The sequence below is a fragment of the Saccharothrix lopnurensis genome (assembly GCF_042658445.1).
GTDB lineage: Bacteria > Actinomycetota > Actinomycetes > Mycobacteriales > Pseudonocardiaceae > Actinosynnema > Actinosynnema lopnurensis.
Genome location: NZ_JBHSQO010000026.1, coordinates 39,143 through 62,524 on the forward strand (window position 1 = coordinate 39,143; position 23,382 = coordinate 62,524).

General features: G+C 76.6%; 16 protein-coding genes. 6 read left to right on the plus strand and 10 right to left on the minus strand.

Annotation, left to right across the window (positions count from 1 at the left end; all coding sequences use genetic code 11):
- Positions 1–23: 23 nt before the first annotated feature.
- The 3 genes from ACFP3R_RS23410 to ACFP3R_RS23420 are packed head-to-tail and all read right to left on the minus strand — an operon-like array spanning position 24 to position 907.
- Positions 24–224: an ABC transporter permease family protein gene (locus ACFP3R_RS23410; RefSeq protein ID WP_380638521.1), complete on the minus strand. Its 201-nt coding sequence runs from the start codon at positions 222–224 to the stop codon at positions 24–26.
- A 54-nt stretch (positions 225–278) separates the two neighbouring features.
- Entirely contained in the window at positions 279–536 is a 258-nt protein-coding gene (locus ACFP3R_RS23415; RefSeq protein ID WP_380638522.1) for a hypothetical protein, read from the minus strand.
- Positions 533–907 (minus strand): hypothetical protein, encoded by a 375-nt coding sequence (locus tag ACFP3R_RS23420; protein WP_380638523.1) that lies wholly within the window; start codon positions 905–907, stop codon positions 533–535. Before ACFP3R_RS23420 ends, ACFP3R_RS23415 begins: the two co-directional genes overlap by 4 nt.
- Positions 908–1,184: 277 nt before the next feature.
- On the opposite strand from ACFP3R_RS23420, the gene ACFP3R_RS23425 reads away from it, so the two are divergent.
- A complete protein-coding gene (locus ACFP3R_RS23425; protein WP_380638524.1) occupies positions 1,185–4,979 on the plus strand; it encodes a BTAD domain-containing putative transcriptional regulator in 3,795 nt (1,264 codons plus the stop codon).
- Positions 4,980–5,033: 54 nt separating this feature from the next.
- Here the strand turns inward: ACFP3R_RS23425 and ACFP3R_RS23430 are convergent, their stop codons facing one another.
- Complete coding sequence (locus ACFP3R_RS23430; RefSeq protein ID WP_380638525.1) at positions 5,034–7,544, minus strand: CHAT domain-containing protein; 2,511 nt, start codon at positions 7,542–7,544, stop codon at positions 5,034–5,036.
- Positions 7,545–7,762: 218 nt separating this feature from the next.
- Here ACFP3R_RS23430 and ACFP3R_RS23435 point away from each other — a divergent pair, with 218 nt between their 5' ends.
- From ACFP3R_RS23435 to ACFP3R_RS23450, 4 genes are all read left to right on the plus strand, one after another.
- Positions 7,763–8,158: a hypothetical protein gene (locus tag ACFP3R_RS23435; protein WP_380638526.1), complete on the plus strand. Its 396-nt coding sequence runs from the start codon at positions 7,763–7,765 to the stop codon at positions 8,156–8,158.
- Positions 8,159–10,084: 1,926 nt separating this feature from the next.
- A complete protein-coding gene (locus ACFP3R_RS23440) occupies positions 10,085–10,759 on the plus strand; it encodes a hypothetical protein (RefSeq protein WP_380638527.1) in 675 nt (224 codons plus the stop codon).
- A 432-nt stretch (positions 10,760–11,191) separates the two neighbouring features.
- Entirely contained in the window at positions 11,192–11,584 is a 393-nt protein-coding gene (locus tag ACFP3R_RS23445; RefSeq protein ID WP_380638528.1) for a hypothetical protein, read from the plus strand.
- Positions 11,581–12,396, plus strand: a complete 816-nt coding sequence (locus tag ACFP3R_RS23450) for a hypothetical protein (RefSeq protein WP_380638529.1) — start codon at positions 11,581–11,583, stop codon at positions 12,394–12,396. The genes ACFP3R_RS23445 and ACFP3R_RS23450 overlap by 4 nt, the downstream gene beginning before the upstream one ends.
- Positions 12,397–12,438: 42 nt before the next feature.
- Here the strand turns inward: ACFP3R_RS23450 and ACFP3R_RS23455 are convergent, their stop codons facing one another.
- The 6 genes from ACFP3R_RS23455 to ACFP3R_RS23480 all read right to left on the minus strand — a co-directional run bounded on the left by ACFP3R_RS23455 (position 12,439) and on the right by ACFP3R_RS23480 (position 21,295).
- Positions 12,439–13,185, minus strand: coding sequence for an MOSC domain-containing protein (locus ACFP3R_RS23455; protein WP_380638530.1), 747 nt, complete (start codon positions 13,183–13,185; stop codon positions 12,439–12,441).
- Between the two features lie 158 nt (positions 13,186–13,343).
- Positions 13,344–17,837: a hypothetical protein gene (locus ACFP3R_RS23460; protein ID WP_380638531.1), complete on the minus strand. Its 4,494-nt coding sequence runs from the start codon at positions 17,835–17,837 to the stop codon at positions 13,344–13,346.
- Complete coding sequence (locus ACFP3R_RS23465; protein WP_380638532.1) at positions 17,830–18,132, minus strand: hypothetical protein; 303 nt, start codon at positions 18,130–18,132, stop codon at positions 17,830–17,832. Before ACFP3R_RS23465 ends, ACFP3R_RS23460 begins: the two co-directional genes overlap by 8 nt.
- 104 nt (positions 18,133–18,236) lie before the next feature.
- Positions 18,237–19,094, minus strand: coding sequence for an alpha/beta fold hydrolase (locus ACFP3R_RS23470; RefSeq protein ID WP_380638533.1), 858 nt, complete (start codon positions 19,092–19,094; stop codon positions 18,237–18,239).
- A gap of 105 nt (positions 19,095–19,199) precedes the next feature.
- Positions 19,200–20,405: a glycoside hydrolase family 3 N-terminal domain-containing protein gene (locus ACFP3R_RS23475; protein WP_380638534.1), complete on the minus strand. Its 1,206-nt coding sequence runs from the start codon at positions 20,403–20,405 to the stop codon at positions 19,200–19,202.
- A gap of 68 nt (positions 20,406–20,473) precedes the next feature.
- Positions 20,474–21,295, minus strand: coding sequence for a peptidoglycan DD-metalloendopeptidase family protein (locus ACFP3R_RS23480; RefSeq protein ID WP_380638535.1), 822 nt, complete (start codon positions 21,293–21,295; stop codon positions 20,474–20,476).
- A gap of 153 nt (positions 21,296–21,448) precedes the next feature.
- Between ACFP3R_RS23480 and ACFP3R_RS23485 the strand changes: the two genes are divergently transcribed.
- A complete protein-coding gene (locus ACFP3R_RS23485; protein WP_380638536.1) occupies positions 21,449–23,359 on the plus strand; it encodes an MFS transporter in 1,911 nt (636 codons plus the stop codon).
- The last annotated feature ends 23 nt before the right edge of the window (positions 23,360–23,382 follow it).

A 23,382-nucleotide genomic window follows, 5' to 3' on the forward strand; every position in this document is an offset into this window, starting at 1 on the left:
TCAACGCCGCAGTGCGGGCGCGGTCAACCGTTGGCCGCGCCCCGCACGACCCCGCCCACGACGCGTTCCGCCGGCAGCACGAACAGCACCGTCGCGTGCGGGCGCGGGGCGGGCAGCGTGCCCAGCACCGCGCCGGTCAGCACCAGCGGGTGGTCGGTGCAGTGGCCGCCGGCCAGGCGGGACAGCGCCACCTGCACGGTCGGCGTCTCGTTCGGGTCGAGCACGACCAGCGACCGGGAGATCCCGTTCTTCCCGCCGGCGACGCCGGAAGGGACACCTCAGCAGCGGCGGCGGTTCCACTCGTCGAGCAGCGCGTCGATCCAGGCGCCGAGCAGGTCGGCCATCTCGTGGTCGCCGCACGCCAGGTGGTCGCGCAGCTCCGCGCGCGCGTCCGCCAGCTCGACGCCCAGGTCGACCCGGCCCAGGTCGACCCGGGCCGGTTCGGCGCCGGGCAGCGCGGTGCCGGGCACGGCCGGCAGCGGGACCACCGGCTCGGGCACGGGTGGTTCGGGCAGCAGGGGCTCCGGAGGGGTCACCGCCGCCTCCCGGAGTTGCGCCCCGCGATCCGCAGGGCCTCGATGTACTTCGGCAGCTCGACCAGCGCCCGTTCCCAGCTGTCGGAGTTGAGCTGCCCGGCGAACACCGCGTCGACCACCAGCCGGTCCACGTCGGGCGCGACGTCGTCCCCCGAGGCGTCGCGCAGCTTGCGCGAGAGGTCCAGCTTGCGCAGCCGCGACCGCACCTCGTCGAGGGTGCGTTCCAGCTCGCCGATCACCCCCTGGGCCTGGACGGGCTCCAGCACCAGCCAGCCGCGCCGGGCCAGCTGGAGGAACAGGTCGCCGGCGAAGCGCTCCGGAGGGGAGGAGCGCCCCAGGCCACCCGTCTCGCCATCGGACCGCACGTCCATCGCACCCTCCGCGTGAGGACCGGCACCGCGTGGGTCCCGACCCCCCAGGTTCGCCCCGGTACCGGGGATGTCCCCCGACCCCACCACGCCTCGCGCGGTGGGAGAAGACCGGGCGCCCGGTTCTGCCCGTCCTTACCCCTGTTCTGCCCTCGCGCGACGAAGAGGGCGACGAATCGTGTCCGCCGGCCGGGTGAACGAACCCTTGAAATTTGAACCAACTCGGGACGGGCCTCGTGCAAGGGGCTGACGAGCGGATCGCGGTGGATCGGGGATCGGGATGTCGACCACTTCTGGTGGCGGGGTGCGGGTGAGCGTGCTGGGACCGGTGCGCGCCTGGCTCGGCGAGGACGAGCTGTCGCTGGGCCCGGCCCGGCAGCGGGCGGTGCTGGCGCTGCTCGCGGCCAGGGCCAACCGGGCCGTCTCCCGGCACGAGCTGATCGACGGGCTGTGGGGCGACGCCCCGCCGGCCAGCGCGGTCGGCAGCCTGCACACCTACGTGTCGGGGCTGCGGCGGGCGCTGGGGACGGCGCGGGACGCGCTGGTGTCGCAGACCTCCGGGTACTCGCTGCGCCTGGCCGGGGGCGCGGTGGACGCCGAGGTGTTCGACCGGGCCCGGTCCCGCGCCCGGCTGCTGGTGGACTCCGGCGACCACCACGCCGCCCGGGTCGTGCTGGACGAGGCGCTGGACCGGTGGCGGGGCGAGGCGTACTCCGGGGTGCCGGGGCCCTTCGCCGAGGTCGAGCGGCGGCGGTTGGACGAGCTGCGGCTCAGCGCCCTGGAGATGCGGGCCCGCGCGGCGCTGGAGCTGGGCGCGCACCGGGAGGTGGTGGCCGAGCTGACCGGGCTGGTGGGTGAGCACCCGTGGCACGAGTCGCTGTGGGAGGTGCTGATGCTGGCGCTGGACCGCTCCGGGCGGCACGCGGAGGCGCTGGAGGCGTTCCGGGACGCGCGCCGGGCGCTGGTGGACGGGCAGGGTGTCGAGCCGGGGCCCGCGCTGCGGGACCTGCACCAGCGGATCGTGACCGGCTCGTCGGAGCGGCCGAGCCCGTCCGCCACGGCTGCGCGGGTCTGGGCAGCCGATGAGCCCCGGGCAGCGGGCGAGCCCCGGCCCACCGGCGGGCCCGCGCCGGCGCGCGGTTCCCGGGCCGGCGACGCGGACGCGCCCCGCCGCCTGTTCTCGGTACCACCGCACGTGGCGCGCGTGCTGCGCGACGGGGTCGCGCCGGAGGCGTTCGTCGGCCGTACCGAGGAGACCGCGCTGCTGCGCGACCTGGTCGCCGAGGTGCTGGCCGGTCGGGGCGCGCCGGTGTGGGTCGAGGGTGAGGCCGGGATCGGCAAGTCCGAGCTGCTGACCGTGGCGCTCGCGGACGCGGCTCGGCTCGGCTGCCAGGTGGGCTGGGCCGTCGCCGACGAGCCGGGCCGGCGGTTCCCGCTCCAGGTGATCATGGACTGCCTCGACGTCAGCCCGACCTCCCCGGACCGGCACCGCGCCGACCCGGCCGTGCGGCTGCGCAGCGAGCCCGCGCACGGCGGCTGGGGCCCCTCCGACCCGGTGCCGGTCGCGGTCGACCGGCTGCTGGCCCTGGTGGACCGGGTCTGCGCGGGCGGCCCCCTGCTGCTGGTCGTCGACGACCTGCACTGGGCCGACGAGGCCAGCGTGCTGGTGTGGCACCGGCTGGCCGCCGCCACCCGCCAGTTACCCCTGCTGCTGGTGGCCGCGACGCGACCCGACCCGGGGCGGCGGGAGCTGGCCCAGCTGCGGCGCGGCGTGGAGGCCCGGCACGGGCACGTGCTCCCGCTGGAGCCGCTGGCGGTGCGGGAGACCGAGGAACTGATCGGGCGCGTGGTGGGGGCCCGGCCCGACGCGGTGCTGCGCGAGGTGGCCCACCGCACCGGGGGCAACCCGCTCTACACCCACGAGGTCGCGCACGCCCTGGTCCGCAACCGGGCCGTGCGCGTGGTGGACGGCGTGGCCGAGGTCGACCGGGCCGCCATCGACCAGGTGCCGTCGTCGCTGCTGGGCGCGGTGGACCGCACGCTGGCCCCCGTGTCCCCGGCCACCCGCGAGGTGCTCCGGTCGGCCGCGCTGCTGGGCGCGGCGTTCGGCGTCGACGCGCTGTGCGCGGTCACCGGGCGGTCGGCGCTGGACCTGGTGGGCGTGCTCGACGAGGCGGTGAGCGCCACCGTGCTGGTCGAGGCCGGTGACGAGCTGGCGTTCCGCCACCCCTACCTGCGGCAGGCGCTGTACGAGGGGATCGCCCGACCGGTGCGGGCCGCGCTGCACCGGCACGCCGCCGAGGCGCTGGCGGGCATCGGCGCGCCGGTCGAGCGGGTGGCCGAGCACCTGGCCGCCGAACCGGTGTCGCCCGACGAGTGGGTGGTGGGCTGGCTGGTCCGCCACCACGCCACCGTGGCCAACCGCGCGCCGCTCATCGCCGTCGACCTGCTGCGGCAGGCCGTGGACAGCCCGCTGCCCACCGGGCCGCAGCGGGCGAGCCTGCTGACCGCCCTGGTCAGGGTGCTGTTCCGGTTGGAGCGCAACCCCGAGCGCGAGGCGGAGCAGGCGCTGGCGCTGGCCACCGACCCGGACGACCGCGCGGAGGCGCGGCACCTGCTGGCGGCCGTGCGGCACCGGCGCGGCGACACCGCGGCCGCGATCGCGCTGCTGCGCGAGGGCCTGGAGGCACCCGACCTGCCGGCGACCTGGCGCACCCGGCACCTGTCGCTGCTGGCCAACTTCCGCCGCGGCGACCTGGCCGACCTCGACGAGGCCGAGCGGACCGCGCACCGGGTGCGCGCCGAGTCGGTGGCCGAGGGCGAGCCCTACCCCGTCGCGCACGTCTCGCAGACGCTGTGGCTGCTCGACTCGATCCGCCGCGACCACGAGCGGGCGCTGCGCCACGTGGACGACGCGCTGGTGATCGTCGGCGACCGCACCGACCTGGCCGAGCTGCGCTTCGACCTGCTGGACAACAGGGTGTTCACCCTCCAGAACCTCGACCGGCCGGCCGAGGCCGAGCAGGCGCTGGACTCGGCGCGGGTGGTGGCCGCCCGCCACGACCTGCCCACCGGCCTCCAGGTGTCCACCGCGGTGCACCACTACTGGACCGGGCGCTGGGACGAGGCCCTGGTGGAGCTGGACACGGTGACCGAGGACGGCCCGGCCATCGCCTTCTTCGGGATGCGCGAGCCGGGACCGGCCGCCCTGCTGCTGCACGGCGTGGCCGCGCTGATCGCGGGCCGCCGCGACGACCGCGGGGCGGCGGCCACCCACCTGCGCGCGGCCGAGTCCCACGCGCCGGCCACCGGCGCCGAGCGGGAGAGCTGCGACTTCTACCTGGTGGCCGCGGCGCTGGCGGCCGAGCAGCGGGGCGCGCCCGACGAGGCGCTGCGGCTGCTCGGGCCGGTGCTGCGACCGGACTTCGCCCGGATGATGCTGCGCCACCAGTGGCTGCCCCACGCCGCGCGCCTGGCGCTGGACTCCGGGAACCGGGAGGTGGCGCGCACGGCGCTGGAGGTGTGCGAGGAGGAGGCGGCCAAGGAGGTGCGGCCGGCCCGCGCGCACGCCGCCGCCGCGCACTGCCGGGGCCTGGTGCACGGCGACCCGGGTGCCGTGTTGACCGCGGCCGCGCACCACCGCGCGGTGGGGCGGCCGCTGGAGCTGGCCTCCGCGCTGGTGGACGCGGGTGTCCTGCTGGCCCGCGGCACGGGCTCGCCGCAGGAGGTGACCTCGGCGTTCGGCGAGGCGCTGGAGCTGTTCACCGGCCTGTCGGCGCGGTGGGACGTGCGGCGCGCGGAACGGCTCCGGCGGGCCTGCGGCGTCCGGGGCGACGCGCCGCAGGCGACCGGCCGGCCCCGATCAGGCCGGCAGGCCCTGTCGCCGCTGGAGGTGCGCGTCGCGCGCCTGGTCGCGGAGGGCCTGTCCAACCCGGACATCGCGGGCGAGCCGGCCCTGCCCCGGCGGACCGTGCAGTCGCACGTGTCCAGGGTGCTGGACAAGCCGCGCTCGCCCTCGCGCACGGCGGTGGCCGAGCACGTCCGCGCGAACCGGCTGTCGGTGCCGTGCCCGTGAAGCCGTCGTCCCCGGCCCGGTTCCCGGCCCGCGCGCGGGCGCGACGCCGTCCGATCACGGCCCGGAGTGGATGTAGGGCGCCCACCTCGTCGGGTCGCGGGGCGCGGCGTCGCGCAGGGCCCGCACGGTCCGGTGCAGCACGTGCGCGGTGCCGGTCAGGTCGAGGTCCGCGGCGCGGGGACCGGCTCCGGCACCGGCGTCGTGGGGACCCGCGTCGCCGAGCAGCGCCGAGTACACCGCCGTGGCCACCTCGACCGCGGTCCGGTCGGCCACCGTCCACAGCGTGGCGATCACGTGGCGGTACCCGGCGAGCTGGAGCGCCGCGGCCAGGTGGATGGACTCGTCGGGCAGGGTGGTGCCGCCGACGGCGGTGCGGCAGGCCGACAGGTAGGCCAGCTCGGCGTGCGCGAGGTCCAGCCCGGCCACGTCGAGCACGGTCAGCGGCCCGTCCCGCAGGTACAGCGCGCCGGTGGACGGGTCGCGCGGGTCCTGTCCCCCGTGGCAGGCGAAGTGCGCGTACGCGTGGGTCCTCAGGTCGGCGGTGACGGCCGCTCGCGTGGCCTCCTCCCCCACGCGCGGGGTGTGCGCCCCGGGCAGCACGCGCCGGAAGAACTCGGCCTCCGCGCGGGCCCCCGGGAGCGGGCTCAGCGCCTCGGTCCCGGGCGTGGGCGGCGTCTCGGGCAGGCTGACCACCAGGACCCGCCGGTCCGCGGTGGCGGGCGAACCGGCCGTGCGGGCGCGGGCCAGCGCGCGCAGCGTCGGGGTGTAGGACGAGACGACGCGGTCGAGCACGGTGCGCCCGGCAGGGGTGTCGGCCGGGTCGTGGTAGCCGGCGGCGTGCAGCGGCAGCAGCGTCAGCGGCCCCGTGGGGCACCACCACAGCCGGAACTCCCCGCCGGTCGGGCCCAGGTGGTCGAGCACCGGCTCGGCCACCGCGTCCCACAGCCACTCCAGGGTGGCCAGCAGGGTCTGCCTGGCGCCGGCGCGGCCGCCCGGGGAGTCCGTGGCGTCGAGCACCCGCAGCGCGTGCAGGTAGGCGTTGGTCCGCTCGGTGGCCTCCGACAGGGAGAGGTCGGGCAGCGGGACGTGCGCCACCGGCCGGTCCCGGTGCACCACCAGCGCGTCGCACCTCCTCTCGTGCAGGTTGAGCAGCACCACGGGCCCGTCGGGCAGGCCGTCGCGCAGGTCCGCCAGCGGTGGGACGCGCAGCAGGTGCGCCAACCCGGGCAACGCCCGCGCCCGCGCGAGCAGCCGGTCCCACTCCCCGGCCAGCCGGATGCGGTGTGCCTGCTCGTGCCGGGCGTCGTCGTGCGGGAAGCCGGGGGCCAGGACCGGGGGCAGGCCGGTCGGTCCGTCCGGGGCGCCCGCGCCCGCCAGCTCCGCCGCCGCGGCCCGCAGCCGGTCGTGCAGGGCCGGGTCCCGCTCGTGGAGCACCGACATGTCGGTGCGGGTCTGGAGGACCTGCGCCCACAGCACCGAGCGGCCCTGCTCCAGCAGCTCCACCGCGCGGTCCGGGTCGCCCGCCACCACCGCCGCGGCCGCGCCGACCGCCGCCAGGCCCTGCCAGCGACCCAGCCGCCGCTCGCGGGCGCCGCGCTCGGCGCCGTGCCAGGCCAGCTGCGGCAGCAGCGCCACCACCGTGCCGAACCCCTCCACCGCCGACGCCCAGTCGGCGCGGTCGGCCGACAGCAGGGCCCAGCCCGCGGCGGCGGGCACCCGCACCAGGGCCGGGGCCGCGGTGAACTCGGCGGCGGCTCGGTAGGCGGCGGTGGCGGCGGCGTGGTCGGTGACGTGGTCGGTGGCGGCGTGGTCGGCGGCGGCGGCAGCGGTAGCGGCGGCGTGGTCGGCGGTGGCGGCGTGGTCGGTGGCGGCAACGTGCTCGGCGGTGGTGTGGCCGGCAGCAGCGGCGTGGTCGGCCGCGATGGGGTCGGTGGCAGCGGCGGCGGTAGTGGCAGCGGTGTGGTCGGCGGCAGCGTGACCGGCGGCGGAGTAGCCAGCCACAGCGGCGCCGTGACCGGTGGAGTGATCGGTGGCGGCGGCGTGACCGGACCGGTCGCGGCGGCGTCGGTGCCGCAGGCGCAGCACCCAGCCGAGGTTGGTCCACACCACCGCCCGGCGGGGGTCGTCGACCGGGAGCGCCTCGACCGCCCGGCGGGCCAGGTCCACGGCCTCCGCCGCGTCCTCCTCCCGCCCGCCGTCGGCGTAGCGGGCGCGCAGCGCGACCGACAGGTTGAGCCGGTGGACGGGCCCCGTGGCGTGTGCCGGGTCGGTGCGCGCGACGGCTTCCCGCAGCAGCTCGACCGCCCGGTCCAGGTCCCCGGGGCGCGGGTGCGACTCGGCCCGGGTGCGCAGCAGCCCGGCCAGGTTCGACAGGACCTGCGGCCGGTGCGGGTGCTCCTCCGGGCAGTGCTCGACGGCGCGGGCGGCGACCGGGATCGCGGCGTCGAGGTCGGCGGGGTCCTGGCGCTCCGCGGCGCGGACGTGCAGGGCGACGGAGAGGTTGAGCAGGCACGCCACGGCGGACGCGGGTGTGGCGTGGGCGACCGCCGCCCGGCCGGTGTCCACGGCGGCGTCCAGGTCGCCCGAGGAACCGAGCAGGCCCGCCCTGGCCCGCAGCGCGTTGCTCAGGTTGGACAGCGTCAGCGACCGCAGCCCGGTTGGTCGCGGCGGCGCCCAGGACGTCGATCGCCTCGTGCAGGTCGGCGAGCGAACCGGTCCGCTCGAACCTGGTCCACAGCGCGACGCCCAGCGTGGTCAGGTGGGCCGGGGCCAGGAAGTAGCCGGTGGGCACCCCGGCCACGGCGGTCCGGCTCAGGTCGACGGCGGCGGACAGGTCGGCCGGCGCGCCGGTGCGCCGGCCTCGGGCCAGCAGGCCGTCGGCCAGGGTCGCGGTGGTGGACGCCCGCTCGACCCCGGTCAGCCCCGGCAGCTCCGCCGCGCGCCGCGCCACCGCGATGGCCTCGTCGAGGTCGGCCGAGTCGGTGAGGCGGTGGTGGCGGGCGCGCAGGGAGTTCGACAGCTCGGCCAGGGCCGTGGCCGACGCCGCCGGGTTCGCCGCCGGCGTGGCGACGGCCTCGCGGTGCGCCTCGACGGCCTCGGCCAGGGCGGCGGGGTCGTCGGTCCGCTCGAAGAGCTGGGTGAGCACCGTGCCGAGCAGCGTCAGCACCCCGACCCGGTAGGCGAAGTCCGGTGGGCCGGTCCGGACCGCGGTCCGGGCGACCTCGACCGCCTCGGCGAGCGCGGCGGGGTCGCCGGTGTCGTTGTAGCGCAGCTGCAACGCGGTGCCCAGGTGCACCAGCGCCATGAGGTGGGCCGGGGTCCCCCGGCGGAAGCGCGTGCGGGCGTGGCGCAGCAGGGCGACGGCCTCCTCGTGCGCCTCCGGGGTCGGGGACCACTGGGCGCGCGCCAGCAGTGCCGCCCCCAGCTGGAGCACCACCAGGTCGGACCCGCGCCCGCCGCCGGCCGCCGCGGCGCGCAGGGAGGCGATCGCCTCGTCGAGGTCGGCCGCCTCGGTGGTGCGCTGGAAGCGCAGGAGCAGGACGACGCCGAGGTTGAGCCGCACCTCGGGCGGCGCGGGGTGGTCGGGTCGGGCACCGACCAGAGCGGACCGCAGCGGGGTGACCGCCCGGTCCAGGTCGGCCGGGTCGCGTTCGCGCTCGTACCGGCCGGCGAGCAGGGCGGCGGTGTTCACGGCCAGGCCGGCGGCGTGGCGGTGCCCCGGCGGCAGCTCGGCCAGCACGCGTTCGGCGGCCCGGACGGTGTCCTCGACGGCCTCGTCCAGCTCCGCCGCGGCCCGGGTGTGTGCGTAGCGCCCGATCAGCACCCGGCCCAGGGTGATCACCGCGAACGCGGTGGGCCCGTCGTCGCGCGCCAGCACCTCGCGGCACAGGGCGATGGATTCGGTCGTGCCGTCCGGGTCGTGCCTCGCGCGGGCTCGGGCGCCGAGCACGGCGGCGAGGGCGACCTGGGCGAAGGGGAAGTGCGGGTCGTCGGCCGGGCACAGGTCGAGGGCGCGGCGCGCGAGGGCGACCGCCGCGGTGATGTCGGCCGGCACGGTGATGTCGGCCGGCACCGCCGGATCGGCCGACCCCGCCGGGTCGTGGGGCACCTGGTCGCGGGGCACCGCCGAGTCGTGGGGCACCGCCGGGTGGTCCGCCCCCGCCGGGTGGTCCGCCCCCGCCGGGTGGTCCGCCCCCGCCGGGCTGTCCAGCACCACCCGGCCGTCCGGCTCATCACCGGCACCCGGCTCATCCCCGAGATCGGCGCGCAGGTGCCGGACCACCGAACCGGCGGTCAGCACGCGCGGCAGCGCCGGGTGGTCGTCGGGCAGCAGGTCGGCGGCGCGGTCCGCCGCGTTGACCGCGCCGTCCAGGTCGGCCCGGTCACCGGTCAGCTCGGCCCGGCGGGTCAGCGCGGTGGCCAGCCGGTGCAGGCACTCCGCGCGGACGAGGTCGTCGGTGGCCAGGTGGGTGAGCGAGCGCAGCGCCCCGATCCGCTCGTCGAGGTCGGCCCGTCGCCCGGTGCGGTCGTGCCGCAGCCCCAGCAGGTTCGTCAGCTCACCCAGGTGGTGGCCCCGCAGGACGTCGTCCGGCGCGGCCCGGACGGCCGCGCGCATCGCCTCCACCGCCTCGTCGAGGTCGTCCTCGGCCCCGGAGAGCCCGAACCGCTCCCGCGCCACCTTCGCCAGGGTCAGCAGGACCGGCGCCGGCACGCGGTCGTCCGCGTCCGCCGCGGCCCGCCGCAGCAGGTCCGCCGCCTCGTGCAGCAGGACCGGGTCCCCGGTGTCGTCGTAGCGCATCAGGAGGGCGTCGGCCAGGGAGAACACCCCGCCGACGCGGTCCGCCGGCGAGCCGGTCGACGCGGCCAGGGCCGCCCGTGCCGCCTGCTCCGCGCCGGCCGGGTCGCGCCGCCCCGCGCGCCGCACGGTCGACAGCACGGCGTCCACCTCGGGCCGCAGCGGGTGGCCGGCGGGGACCGCGTCGTCCGCGAGCGCGGCGAGCCGGGTCGCCTCGACCAGGTCCGCCCCGGCCAGGTCCGCCCCGATCAGGCCCTCCTCGTCGGGCCGGCCGAAGGCGCGGGCGTGCGCGAACCGGAGCACCAGCGCGGTGGCGAGCCTGAGCAGCGCCGTGACGTGCTCCTCCTCGGTCGCGCCGCCGATCGCCAACGCCTCGGCCGCGCACCGGGCGCTCTCGTCGACGTCCGCCACGTCGGCGGCCTCGCCGGTCCGCACGAACCTGATCCTCAGCGCCTCACCGAGCAGCAGCAGCACGGCGCGGCGGCCGGGCTGGTCCGGTCCGCAGGCCGCCGCGACCTCCCGGGCGACCTCGACGCACTCCTGCACCTCGGTCGACGGCGCGCCGCGACCGCACCGGGCGGCCAGCGCCGCGCCGAGCGCGAACAGGCACGACAGCCGGTCGGTGTCCTCCGGCGGCAGCGACCTGGCGCGGCGCAGCAGGTCCGCGGCCCCGTCCAGGTCCGCCACCTGCCCGGTGGCCTCGAACCGGTACTGGAGCGCCAGGCCCAGGTTCAGCGCCACGGGCAGGGCCAGCGGGTGGTCGGCGGGCACCCGGACGGCCCGGCCGGTCTCGACGGCCTCGTCCAGGTCGGCCGGCCCGCCGCGCTGCTCGTGCCGCACGCGCAGCAGGACGAGCAGGTTGAGCCGGTGCGCGTCCACGTCCTCGTCACCGTGCCGGACGGCCGCCCGGCACAGCTCGGCCCCGGCGTCCACCAGCTCCGGGTCGCCCATCGCCAGCGCGGCCCGCGTGATCACGGTGGCGTAGTAGCGCCCGACCACGTCGAGCGCGAGCACCGGCACGGCGGGGTTCGCCGCGAACCAGTCGAGCACGGGCCGCGGCACCGACCCCGGTGCCACCAGCGTGAGGGGACCGGACAGGTTCAGGCACACGTCGAGGTCGGCCCCGGCCTCCTCCGGCGGCAGGGCGTGGTGGCGCACCCAGTGCAGCGACGCCAGCAGGGCCAGCACCCTCGGGTCCGCCGGGCCGTCGACGGCGGGCCGGGCCAGCCGGGCGGCCTCCACCAGGGCGTCGGGAGAGACGGCGGCGGCCGGGTCGGCGTCGCGGACGGCGAGCGTGATCCGTTCGTCCAGGGAGATGCCGCACCCCGTTCTCGCGTCGAACCCCGCCTGCCCGGCGGGGCGCACCGTTACGGTTCGATCAACGACCCAGCGTGGCACACGGAGGAACGGCGTGGCGGTGGAGATCGACGAAGGGCAGGCACTGGTGCTGTGGTGCCTGCTGTTACCGGGGTTGCGCCGGGCCGCGGCCACCGGCCGCTGGTCCGACCGGCTGGAGCGCGCGGCCGCGCGGGTGCGCGACGGCGGTTCGGCGCTCGACGCGTGCCGGCGGTTCGAGCTTATCGCCGACGACGACCCCGAGGAGCCGACGCGGGGTGTCGGCGAGCCCCCCGGCGTCTCCTCCGCCTACCCGGACCCGCGCGGCCCGCGACCGCCCGGCACCGGCCGCGGCGACTACCGGTGCCCGCGCGGGGTGTGCGACCGGCACGACCGCCGCGACGAGGAGGGCAGGCCGCCGGTCTGCGCGCTGTTCGACGGCGAGCCGATGCGGCCGACCGGGTCGCCGGCGTGAACCCGTTCCTGTCGTCGCTGGGCGGCAAGCTCGCGGAGCGGTGGGTGGCCACCCTGGTGCTGCCGGGCGCGCTGTTCGTGGCCGCCGCGGTGTGCGCGGTCCGGCTCGGCCACCGCGACGCCCTGGACGTCGTCCGGCTGGGCAACGAGGTTGTCGCGGCGTTCCCCCGCCTGCCCGTCGCGGTGGCGGCGATCGGCCTGCTGCTCGGCGCCGCCGCCGCGGTCGTGGCCGCCCAGGCGCTGGGCGCGGTGGCGGAGGCGGTGTGGGTCAAGCCCTGGCGCGGTCCGGCGGCCTGGGTGGCGCGGCCGGTGGTCGCGGTGCGGCGGTGGCGGTTCGACCGGGCCGCCGCCAGGGCCGGCGTGGACCCGGTCCCGGCGTACCGCCCTCGGCGCGCCACCTGGATCGGGGAGCGCTTCCGGTTGCTGGACACCAGGATCGCGGCCCAGTACCAGGGCCTGCGCCTGGGCCCGCTGTGGCCGCGCCTGTGGCTGCTGGTGCCCGAACCCGCGCGGCTGCCCGTGCAGGCGGCCGAGATCAGGTTCCACAGCGCCACCACCCTGACCGGCTGGGGCGTGCTGTACGCGGCCCTGGGCCCGCGCTGGTACCCGGCGGCGGTGGTCGGCGCGGTGGTGGCGGTCGTGGGCCGGCACCGGGCCCGCGCGTCAGACCACGCCCTGGCCGTGCTGATCGAGGCGACCGTGGACACCCACCTGGACGTGCTGGCCACCGCGCTGGGCCACCCGCTGCCGGCCGCGGGCCTGACCCCGGACCTGGCGGTGCGGCTCAACGACCGGTTCGCCAAGGGCGGGTAGCCACCGGGCACCGACGGGCGCACCGCCGCGAGGTCGTGGGCCTCATCGCCCGCCGCGCACGGCGTGGCTGCTCGGCGTCGCCTCCGGCGCCGTGACCGGGCGGTCCAGCACGACGGCGTCACCGACGGCGACGCGACCGGGCACGACCACCGAGGCGTAGACGCCCAGGGTCATGTCGTGCCCCAGCGCGATGGCGCGCAACACCTCCCGGTCCCGCCGGCCGGTGTCCGGGTCGACCCCCACCACCGCGCACCGCCGATCCGGTCGGTCCACCCGCAGCACCGCCCCGCCCAGGGCCACGGTCCCCCCGACCCAGGCGTCCTCCGGGAACTTTTCGGCGGGGAACTTTTCGGCGGGGAACTCCCCCGCCGACTCGACCAGCACGTTGGGCCGGAACCGGCGCGCGTCGACCGCGCCCGCGGCCGCGACGCTCCGCGTGGTCAGCAACGAGACCGGCGCGGAGTCGAACGCGCCCCGGTCCAGCCTCATCGGCCGGGCGCCCAGCGACGCCGCCAGGGCGGGGTCGGCCACGTCGTGCTCCTGCCCGTCCGGCGCGCGCACCACCACCGTCCGCCCCACCGGGCGCGGCCGGTGCAGGACGAGGTCCGGGCGCTGCCGCAGCGTCAACCACGGGAACCCGTCCCGCTCCCGGCCCTCGCGCACGAACCCCCACCGCCGGTCGTCGGCCAACCCGTGCCACGACACGTCGGCGTGGTCCAGCTCCTGGCCCGCCATCGACTTCACCGGGTACCGGTACAGGGTGACCACCCGACCGACCACGACCACCACGCCTCCAGGGGATCGGAGGCGCCCTTACCGCGGGAGGAGCCGGACCGAGCGTGGCGGACCTGGTCCGTCGCAGCGCCTCTCGGCCCGTGGCCGCATCGTGGCAGCCGTCGCCGGCACGGGTCAAGAAAGCCGTTCACCGCGGCGCAGGAGCCCCGACTTCACGGCCACCACCGTTCGACGTCGAGGATCGCTGCGGCGCACGTGTCGCGGGCGGCCGGGCCGCCGTAAGCGCGCACCACCGCCGCGCACAGCTCCACCAGGGCGAGCAGGTGGGCTCGGTCGAGGCCGGCGAGGTGGGGGCGGAGGGCGAAGTGGTCCACGGCCTCGGCCGCACCGTCCCAGCTGACCCGGGTGGCGGTGGCCGCCCGCGCGACAGCCAGGGCCCCGTGCCCGCCGGCGTCTCGATCGCCGCGCAGGAGGTCGGAGCGGGCAGCGTCGGACAGGTGCGGCCAGAGACGGGCGATGACGGGCCCCCGGTGCTCCGGCAGCATCTTCCGGGTAATCCGCAGAGCTTCGTCCGGCAGCGCGGAACGACCTGGTTCCGGCGTGTACGGGGCCAGGGAGAGGAGGGCGAGCGCGCGGTGGGCGGTGTTCGACGCCTCGGCGGTGAAAAGCAGGTGATCGGGTTCCCTGCTGTCCAGCCGCAGGTCTGGGCCGTAGTCGATGAAGGTGCGAGTGCGATCGGACCGCGGCGGGTCGGCGCGCAATCGTCCGATCGCCATCCCCACCTGCTCCGGCGACAGCTGATCCGCGATCCCGGGCACGACCGATCCGCGGTTCAGCCGATCGTCGAGGGTGGTTCGGAGGGCTTCGTCGACCACCGTGCCGCGGCTCGGGCCCTCCAGGCGGAACGCGAGCGCCGCCAGCGCCTCGGCTCGCAGCGTGCGGTGGTCGAGCGTGCGGGCACGGGACAGCGCGCCAGGCAGGTCACCGATCGCCGCGTCCGCGATCGACCGGATGAACTCCAGGTCCTGCCACCACCGCGACATCGGCTCGCCGGTGCCGAGTTGTCGCCACGCCTCGGGACGCCAGTCGCGGTCGAGGGCCATCGCCCGAGGCGGCGCGACTGCCGAGACGTAGGTGACGTAGTAGCCGCCCGCTTCCCCGTCGCCGGATTCCGCGGGGATACCGGCGACGACCCCCGGCCGGAACAACTGCGCCGACCCGGGCGGGTGAAGCCGCACGAAGTCCTCCACCGCGGGGCGCAGGGCATCGGCCGGTCCGGCCCCCTGTTCGCCCAGCGCGGTGAGCGCCGCCGATGCGGCGGCGGCGTCGTGCGGCCGCCGCGTGCGGCGCAGGGCGCCGCGCAGGGCGTTGTCGCGGTCGGCATCCGGGAGGTGTTCGGCCAGGTCCACCACGAGCCTGACGTACCACTCGTCCGGTGAAGCCTCGGCTTGGCGCAGTGCGGTGAGCGCGATCCCGCTCCGGTGGGTCGCGGGACAGCGAGGCAGCAGGCCGATGAGGGTTTCCAACTTCCCCGGGTCCCCGATCTCGGCCACAGCCGTCGCCAGGTCCCGCAGCGCGGTGGACCGCACCGGCTCGTCGAGCAGTGGCAGGACGTTGACGATCGTCTCGCCGCGCTCGGCTGCGGTCAGGGTGCGCGAGGACCGGATGACCTCCTCCGCGACCGACCGGAGTTCGACCTCGGGCAGGTGACGGGCCAGTGCCGCCACCGCCCGTGACCGTGCCGGTTCCGACCAGGGCCACGTCCCGTCGCAGGTCCGCAGGGCCCTTTCGAGGAACCCCGACCCCTCGGCGGGTCCGGCCAACCGGGCTTGGGCGATGAGCGCGGCGACCCGCTTGGCCGGGTCACCGATGGCCTCCAGCCCGACCGCGGTCAGGACCAGGCAGTCCTCGCGCACCTTCCCCGTGACGTGTTCGGCCATCGCGTGCAGGCTGTCGACGCGGTAGCCGATGTCGTCGTCGACGTTGATCGACGCGAGCGCGTCGCGGACCGCGTCGGCCCGTTCCCGCCCCCGGAGGTGCGGCAGCAGCGCAACGCGATCGGCGATGTGGAAGGGGGTGCGCGGGATGCGTTCCAGCATCCGCCGCGCCAACTCCCGGCGTTCGGCCTCGGGCCGGTGCGGGAGTACCGCCCCGAGCACCGTGCCGGCGTTGGTCGACGTGGCGTCGAGGGCGAAGGCCAGGTCAACGACCTGCGACGAGAGCCGGTCCTCCATGGGCTCGTCGAGGTGCGGCAGCAACACGGCGTGCGCGACAGCCCGCCCGAACGGTTCAGGCACCTCGGCGGCTTCCCGGAAGCACTGCCCGAGCACCTCGGGGCGGCCTTCCCCGGACACCTGCCCGAGCCGTCGCGCGACCTCCCGACGGGCTTCGGCGACCGCCCCCGTCGGCCAGGCGTCCACCGTGTCCCCCGTGCCCGCGGCCCGTTCGGTCCACGCGCCGACGAGTCCCGAGAGCACCCGTGCGCTCTGGGCGGGCAGTGTCCGGGTGAGGGCCGCGGCCCGGCTCGCGACGCGGCCGCGTTCCGGTTCGTCGAGCCAGGGGGTCAGGGCCGCGAACCCCAGGGCGGCGAGCTCGTGGAGACCACTCCTCGGGCGGGTCGCGGTGGAGATCCGGTCCAGGAGCCCGGACCAGTCGTCCGGCCGCAGGTGCGGGGCCAGGGCGGCCAGTGTCCCGGCGTGGTCCCGATCCGTCGTGCGCGTGTCCGCGAGCGCACGGCGCGCCCCGACGACCCGTTGGTCGTCGGGCAGGAACCGGAGGTGCCAGGTCGGCACCGGGTCGGGGGCGAGCAGACCGTCGACCTGCGCCGCCGCGGCCGTGCACTCGGCGATGACCACGGGGCGCTCCGCTCGGCCCAGCTCCGGCAGGAGCCGGCGAAGCGCCGCGCGGCGCTTGTCGGGATCTTCTACGCGGCGGGCTGTCGCGAGCAGGCGCGTGACCGGCACCGCGTCCGGCAGGGTGCGGCGCACCGCGTGCAACAGCGCGAGACGCGCTTCGCCGCCGCCGACGTGGGCCGCGTAGGCCAGGGCCCGTGCCCCGGACCAGAGCCGGTGGCGGACAAGTGCACCGATCAGTTCCGGCGGGATGTGGTTGGCGCGGCCGACCAGACCGGACCTGATGAGGTTGTAGAACAACTCACCTCCCAGGGCGGGCGTCTGCCGGCGTGCGGCGTGAGCGCGGTCGACCGACTGTTCGGCGAGCCTCTGACCGCGGTCGACGTCCGCCAGGTAACCGTCGTGCCCGTCGTGCCCGTCGTGGGCGGCGAACCACAGGTTCTCGCCGTTGTCCGCGTCCAAGGCGAGCAGGAGGTGGAGGTCCCGTTCCCGCCCAGCCCCCTCCAGGTGGGAGGTGAGCCACCGCAGGGGGTACCGGTCATCGCCGAGCACACCCACCGGATCGGCGGCCAGCGCGGGAAGGCCGTCGGCAATCCCGCCCCAGCTCGTCAGGTACCGGTCGGCGATCCGGCGGTGAGCGGTGACGACGGCCTGCCCGAGCTCCTCGCGCATGGTGCCGTGCGCCCCGACACCTTCGAGGTACTCGCGGAGGCTGGCGTGGTACAGGCCGTACCGGGCGTCGTCGTCCTCGCCCTCGACCGCGAGAAAGGGGCGGAACCGCTCACCGAGGAAACGCCGGAGGGCGTTCTTCTCCGGCGCTCCGACGAACCCGGCGAGCTGATCGAGGGTGACCGGTTCCGCGACCGCGGCGAGCATCGCCAGCACCGGCAGGAAGAACCCGTCCCACCTGGACTCGTCGGCGCGGAAGCGGGCGAGGTTCTGCTCGTAGTACCCGGCGAGGTCGTCCGGCAGCCGCTCCACGTCCCCGACCCGGCCGCTCAGGAGGATGTCCGCCACGACGAACCGGGCGTAGACCCACACGCCGGCGCACCGCTGAACGAGGTTCTCGACGAACTCCTCGACGGTGAGGCCCGCTGCCGCCAGCGGTTGTGCGACGACGTCCCGGGCGCTGACCCGGTTCAGGTAGGACCGCAGGTCCACGACGTTGCGCGGGTCGTCCGCGCGGAGGTCGACGTACTCGTGCGGCCTCCGCATCGCCGGGAAGCGCGTGGAGCTGCGCACGGTGCCCACGACGAAGATCCCCGGCGGCAACGTGCCGGGCAGGTCGAGCGGCATCCCGCCGGGTTCCTCCACGAGTTCGTCCAGCCCGTCGACGACCAGGACGACCGCCACCCCGGGTCGGGTCTCGTCACGGCGCGCCGCCACCTCGTGGAGGAGACCGGCAAACCAGTCGGGTTCGCCCGCGTCGTGCGGGAGCACTCCGCCCGGCGCACGGGACTCCAGCATCCACGCGGCGATCAACTGGGCTGCCAGGCCGCGCCGCGCGGCCCGTGGGCGTCGACCGCCGGGAAGCCCGCTCAGGTGGCTCGGCCAGCGCCGCTCGACGGCCAACCAGGCCGCGAACATCGTCTTTCCGACGCCGGCGTCGGCTGAGATGACCACGTACCCGCTCTGGTGCGACCGGATGAACCGGTCGACCTCCGCCACCAACCAGTCCCGACCGGTGAACTCGGCCAGGGGGATTTGGGCGCGCAGTTCCCCCGGGTGCCGGTAGGCGGTCCGGAGCAGGGCGAAATCACCGTGGAAGACCTGGATCGTCACCGAACCCAGGTTGTCCCCGCCGATCGCGACCGAGTAGGGGGCCCGGGTGGCGACGACCCGCCGCTCATCCATCGTCGGGCCGTCGTGGCACGATGCCGGAGATCGTCACCGAACCGGTGTTGTCCCGGCCCATCGCGACCGAACCCTCGGCGGCGGTGATCGTGACGCGGTCCTCCGCACCGGACGCCCCGGTGTCCGCTCCTCCTCGCCACCACTCCACCACCACCGCGACGACCACGGCGACGACCAACCCCGCGGCTGTCGGCCAGCTCCAGCCCTGGGTGATCAGGTTGACGAGGACCGCGACCACCGTGCCGGTCACCACTGAGCTCGTGACCTGCACAGCCCGACGAACCACCACGCTCACGTCACCTATTGTGCCCGGTTGTGCGGTTGGCGTCACGCTCAGTTCACACTGCGGGGCGGGGCGCCCGGTCCGGGCGCGGAAGAACCCGCCCGGACCAGGGCGGGTCAGCCCTCGGTTCCCAGCGCCACCACCTGCGCGGCCACCGCCTCCGGCGCCTCCAGCGGCAGCATGTGCCCGGCGTTCTCCACCACCACCGACTCCCCGCCCACCACCGCGGCCAGCTCCTCGGCGTTGGACTCGGGCACCAGCCGGTCCTCGTCGCCCACGATGGCGATCACCGGCCGCTCCCCCGCCACGGTCAGCGCCGCCTCGCGGTCGTAGCGGTCCACGGCCGGGCGGAACAGCGCGATGGTCTCCGGCCAGTGCCCCCACACCATGTCGGCGGTCAGGTCGACGTCCTCGGGCCGCGGCTCGTCGCCGAACAGCCACCAGCGCAGCCCCGCGGTCTTGGCGGGCTCGATCTTCTCCCGGATGGTGCGCACCAGCGGCCCGAACGCCCGCTCCAGCTCGCGCACCAGCTTGCCCAGCGCCTTCGGCCACGCCAGCGACGTCTCGGCCAGCCCGGTCGAGGCGGTGGACACGAACACCACGCCCGCCACCCGCTGCCGGTACAGGCGGGGTCGGCGCTCGGCCAGCGCCATGGCCGCCATCCCGCCCATCGAGTGACCGACGACCACCACCCGGCCGTGCGGCACCAGCCGCTCGATCAGCTGACCGAGGTCGTCGCCCAACTGCTCGATCGTCGCGGTCGACCTGTCGGCGGGCGAGGACTCGCCGTGCCCCCGGTGGTCGTAGGCGATGACCTGCACCGAGCCGGGCAGCGCCGCCACCACGCGGTGCCAGCTGCGGTGGTCCAGCGCGTAGCCGTGCGCCAGCACGGCGGTCAGCTCGGCCTCGGGCGGGCCACCGCGCACCACGTTCAGCTCGGCCCCGTCCTCCAGCAGCAACCGCTCGGTCACCATGCCCAGCCCCTTCCGTCGGCGGTATCGACCTACCAACGAGTAGGTAAGCGGTTCGTCACGCTCCCCGCGAGAGCCGCCCGAGGGGCGTCCGGAACGGCCGGTCGGTCAGCACGCGTCCTTCGCGCCCAGCACCCGCCGCGCGGCCTCGTCGACCCGGGCGAGGGGCAGCGCGCCCGAGGCCACCGACGCCTCCAGGTGGTCGAGCACCTCGCCCGTGCGCCCGCCGGAGGACCACAGGGCGATGTCCGCGCCGGCGGTCAGCGCCTGCCGCACCGCCTCGGGCAGGTCGACCAGGTCGGTCACCGCGCGCATCGCGCCCAGGTCGTCGGTCATCGCCGGGCCGGTGAAGCCGAACTCGCCGCGCAGCAGGGCGTACGCCTCGGCGCTCAGCGTCGCCGGGCGGCCGCCGGTCAGGCCGGGGACGTCGATGTGGCCCAGCATCACCACGACCCGCCCGTAGCGGCCGATGTCCTGGTAGGGCAGCAGGTCCGTGCGCCGCAGCGCCTCCAGCGGCGGGGAGGTGACCGCGCCGCGGTGCGAGTCGCCGTTGGTGTTGCCGTGGCCGGGGAAGTGCTTGAGCACCGGGGTGACGCCCGCCTCGTGCAGCCCCTGGGCGAACGCCTGGGCGTAGGCCGCGGTGACCGCCGGGTCGGGGCTGAAGGAGCGGTCGCCGATGACCGTGCGGTCGGGTTGGCCGCTGGTGTCCACGACGGGCGCGAGGTCCATGCTCACGCCCCGCCCGCGCAGCGCCAGCGCCCGGTCGCGGGCCACCGCGCGCACCTGTTCCGGGGACATGTCCGCGGCCATCCGCCGCGCGCTGGGCAGGGGGCCGTCCAGCGCCTCCACCCGCTGCACCCGGCCGCCCTCGTCGTCCACGGCGACCACCAGCGGCACCGCCGCCGCCGCGCGCACCGCCGCCAGGCCGCCGGTCAGCAGGCCGGTGTCCTCGCCGCCGATGAAGATGCCGCCCACCTGCTCGGCCTGCACGACCCGCAGCGCGTCCGCCGTGCCGCGCGGGTCGACGCCGACCATGAGCAGTTGGGCCAGCCGGGCGCGCAGCGGCAGCGCCGCGGCCCTCACCGCGCACGGGTCGGGGGCGGGGGCGGGCTCGGCGGTGCGCGTCGGGCGCTCCGAAGAGGACGCCGAGGACGCCGCGGACGGCGCGGGCACGGCCACGGGGCGGCCGGTCACCGGGGCGCCGGGGTCGTGCAGCAGGGCCGCGAGCACCGCGCCGACGGCCGTGAACACCAGCAACACCCTGGTCCTGGCGTTCCGGCCGCCGCATCGCCCGTTCGGCCGCTCGTCGCGCACGGCAACCAACGTACTTGACGTGCTCCCCGGTCCGCAGAACGGAGTGGCGTCGGGGGCGCCGCGGCGGCTCAGTCGTACCTGTCCTGGTTGAGGAAGCGGGCGAGGCCGCGCCACGAGTTGGGCCCCATCACCCCGTCGATCGGCCCGGTGTACCCCCACCGGGCGGCCAGGCGCTGCGCGGCGGCCCAGGTGTTCGCGCCCGGCACCCCGTCGATCGGACCGGTGTACCCGTGGGCCCGCAGGGCGCGTTGCAGGGCCGCGTAGGTGTTCGCGCCCGGCGCGCCGTCGATCGGACCGGTGTAGCCGGCCTCCAGCCGCAGCCAGTTCTGCGCCCGCTGCCAGAACACGGTCCCGGGCACGCCGTCCTGCTCGGTGCCGGTCTTGGGCAGGCCGCCGCCGATGCCGGCGAGGTAGGTGAGCGGGTTGATGCGGGTGCCGCCGGGGTCGATCATGTGCCAGTGGACGTGCGGGCCGGTGGACGACCCCGACCCCGGCGCGCCGGGTTGGCCGCCGGACAGGCCGACGACGCCGCCCACGTCCACCCGGGTGCCGTTGGTCAGCAGGAACCGCGACAGGTGCATGTACTGGGTCCGGTAGCCGTTGTCGTGCCGGATGGTCACGGTGTGGCCGCCGGTGCCGTTGTCGGGGGTGTTGGTGACCACGCCGCCGCCCGCGGCGGGCAGGCGGGTGCCCACGGCCATGCCGTAGTCGATGCCGCCGAGCGACCCCCGTGAGCGGTGCTGCTCCCAGGTGCCGGTGATCCGGTAGGCGGTGAACGGGTGGTAGAACGCCGCGGCGCTCGCGTTGCCCGTCGTGACCAGGCCACCGGCGACGGCGAGCCCCGCGCCGGACAGGAGGGTCCTCCTGGTGATGCCACCGCCGTTGTCCATCGGCCGCCTCCCGGGCGAAGTCGTTCCCACGGAAGGTAGTGGTGCGGTGACGCTGCGGGATGGGTCGTTCGACCGACGGCCGTCCGGGGCAGGGGTGCGGCGCGATCGGTCCACCGGCGGCCGAAGTTAGTTCGCTACGCTAATGTTCTCGGCGTGAAACGCCCCGTCGGACTCGTCATCGCCGTGCTCAGCCTGTGCGGGACCGTCGTGTCGCTCATGCAGACGCTCGTCATCCCGCTGCTGCCCGAGCTGCCCACCCTGCTGGGCACCACCGCCGACAACGCCTCGTGGCTCGTCACGATCACGCTGCTGACCAGCGCGGTGGCCACCCCGATCCTGTCCAAGGTCGCCGACATGGTCGGCAAGCGGCTGGTGATGGCCATCGCGCTCGGCGTGCTGATCGTCGGCTCGGTGGTGTGCGCGCTGAGCGGTTCGCTGGGCGGCGTGATGGTCGGCCGGGCCCTCCAGGGCTTCGCCCCCGCCCTCATCCCCGTCGGCATCAGCATCATGCGCGACGAGCTGCCCAAGGAGCGCGTCGGCGCGGCCGTGGCGCTGATGAGCGCCACCCTGGGCATCGGCGCGGCGGCGGGGCTGCCGCTGGGCGGGGTGATCGCCAGCGCGCTGGACTGGCACTCGCTGTTCTGGGTCTCGGCCGGGATGGGCGCGGTGATGCTGGCCGCCGTGCTGCTGGTCGTGCCGGAGTCCGCGGTGCGCAGCCCGGGGCGCTTCGACCTGGTGGGCGCGGTGCTGCTGTCGGTGGCGCTGACCAGCCTGCTGCTGGCCGTCTCGAAGGGCGCGGCGTGGGGCTGGACCAGCCGCGCCACCCTGCTGTGCCTGGCGGTGGCCGTGCTGGGGTTCGCCGCGGCCGCGCCGTGGGAGCTGCGGGTGGGCAACCCGCTGGTCGACCTGCGCACCTCGGCCCGCCGCCCGGTGCTGCTGACCAACGTGGCGTCCCTGCTCGCGGGCTTCGCCATGTACGCCAACCTGCTGGTCGGCACGCAGGAGCTCCAGCTGCCCGAGGCCACCGGCGTCGGCTTCGGCCTGTCGCCCACCGCGGCCGGGCTCGCCATGCTCCCCGGCGGCCTGGTCATGGTGCTGCTGGCGCCGGTCTCGGCCGCGGTCACCCGCCGCCACGGGGCGCGGGTCACGCTGGTGGTCGGGTCGCTGGTGATGGCGGGCGGCTACGCCGTGCGCGCGCTGCTCACCGGGCAGCTGTGGCAGCTCGTCGCCGGGACCACGATCATCTCGATCGGCACGGCCATCGCGTTCGCCGCCATGCCGATCCTGGTGATGCGCTTCGTCCCGATCACCGAGACCGCCGCCGCCAACGGCCTCAACACCCTGGTCCGCTCGATCGGCACGTCCACCTCCAGCGCCGTGGTCGCCGCCGTGCTCACCGCCGGCACGGTCACCGCCGCCGGCCTCGCCGTGCCGACCCCCGCCGCGTTCGCCGCGGTCTCCTGGATCGCCGCCGCGGCGGCGGTGCTGGCCGCCCTGCTCGCCACCGCCCTGCCCGGTCGGGAGGTGACCGAGGTCCCCCTGCCCGCCCGCGACCGGGCCGAGGAGGTCGTGGTGCGCGGCGAGGTCGTCGCACCCGACGGCCACCCCGTGCGCCTGGCCGTGGTCACCGTGCTGACCCTGCGCGGCGAGCGGACCGACTGGGCGCGCACCGACCACACCGGCAGGTGGTCGGCGGTGCTGCCGGGCCAGGGCCGCCACCTGGTGGTGTGCTCGGCCGACGGCTGGTCGCCCCGCTCCGGGGTGCTCGACCTGCGCACCGACCGACCCCAGCGGATCGTGCTGTGCGACCGGCGGGAACTGGTCGGCGTGGTGCGCCACGACGGGATCGCGGTCGCCGACGCCCTGGTCACCCTCACCAGCCCGGCCGGGGAGACCGCCGAGCACGCGCGCACCGACCCGCAGGGCCGCTACGCCCTGCCGCTGCCCCCGCTGGGCGGCTACGTCCTCACCGTGCTGCCGCCGGGCTCCGACGTCGCCCACGCCACCGACGTGGTGGTGACCCCCCAGCGCCGCACCGTGGACCTCGACCTGCCGGTGGCGTGAAGCCGTGCGGCACCATCGGCCAC

What these genes read in the sequence shown, in the direction of transcription:
- ACFP3R_RS23420 (WP_380638523.1), bottom strand. Translation starts at nt 907, where the DNA reads ATGGACGTGCGGTCCGATGGCGAGACGGGTGGCCTGGGGCGCTCCTCC.
- ACFP3R_RS23460 (WP_380638531.1), bottom strand. Translation starts at nt 17,837, where the DNA reads ATGGATGAGCGGCGGGTCGTCGCCACCCGGGCCCCCTACTCGGTCGCG.
- ACFP3R_RS23425 (WP_380638524.1), top strand. Translation starts at nt 1,185, where the DNA reads ATGTCGACCACTTCTGGTGGCGGGGTGCGGGTGAGCGTGCTGGGACCG.
- ACFP3R_RS23480 (WP_380638535.1), bottom strand. Translation starts at nt 21,295, where the DNA reads ATGGACAACGGCGGTGGCATCACCAGGAGGACCCTCCTGTCCGGCGCG.
- ACFP3R_RS23470 (WP_380638533.1), bottom strand. Translation starts at nt 19,094, where the DNA reads ATGGTGACCGAGCGGTTGCTGCTGGAGGACGGGGCCGAGCTGAACGTG.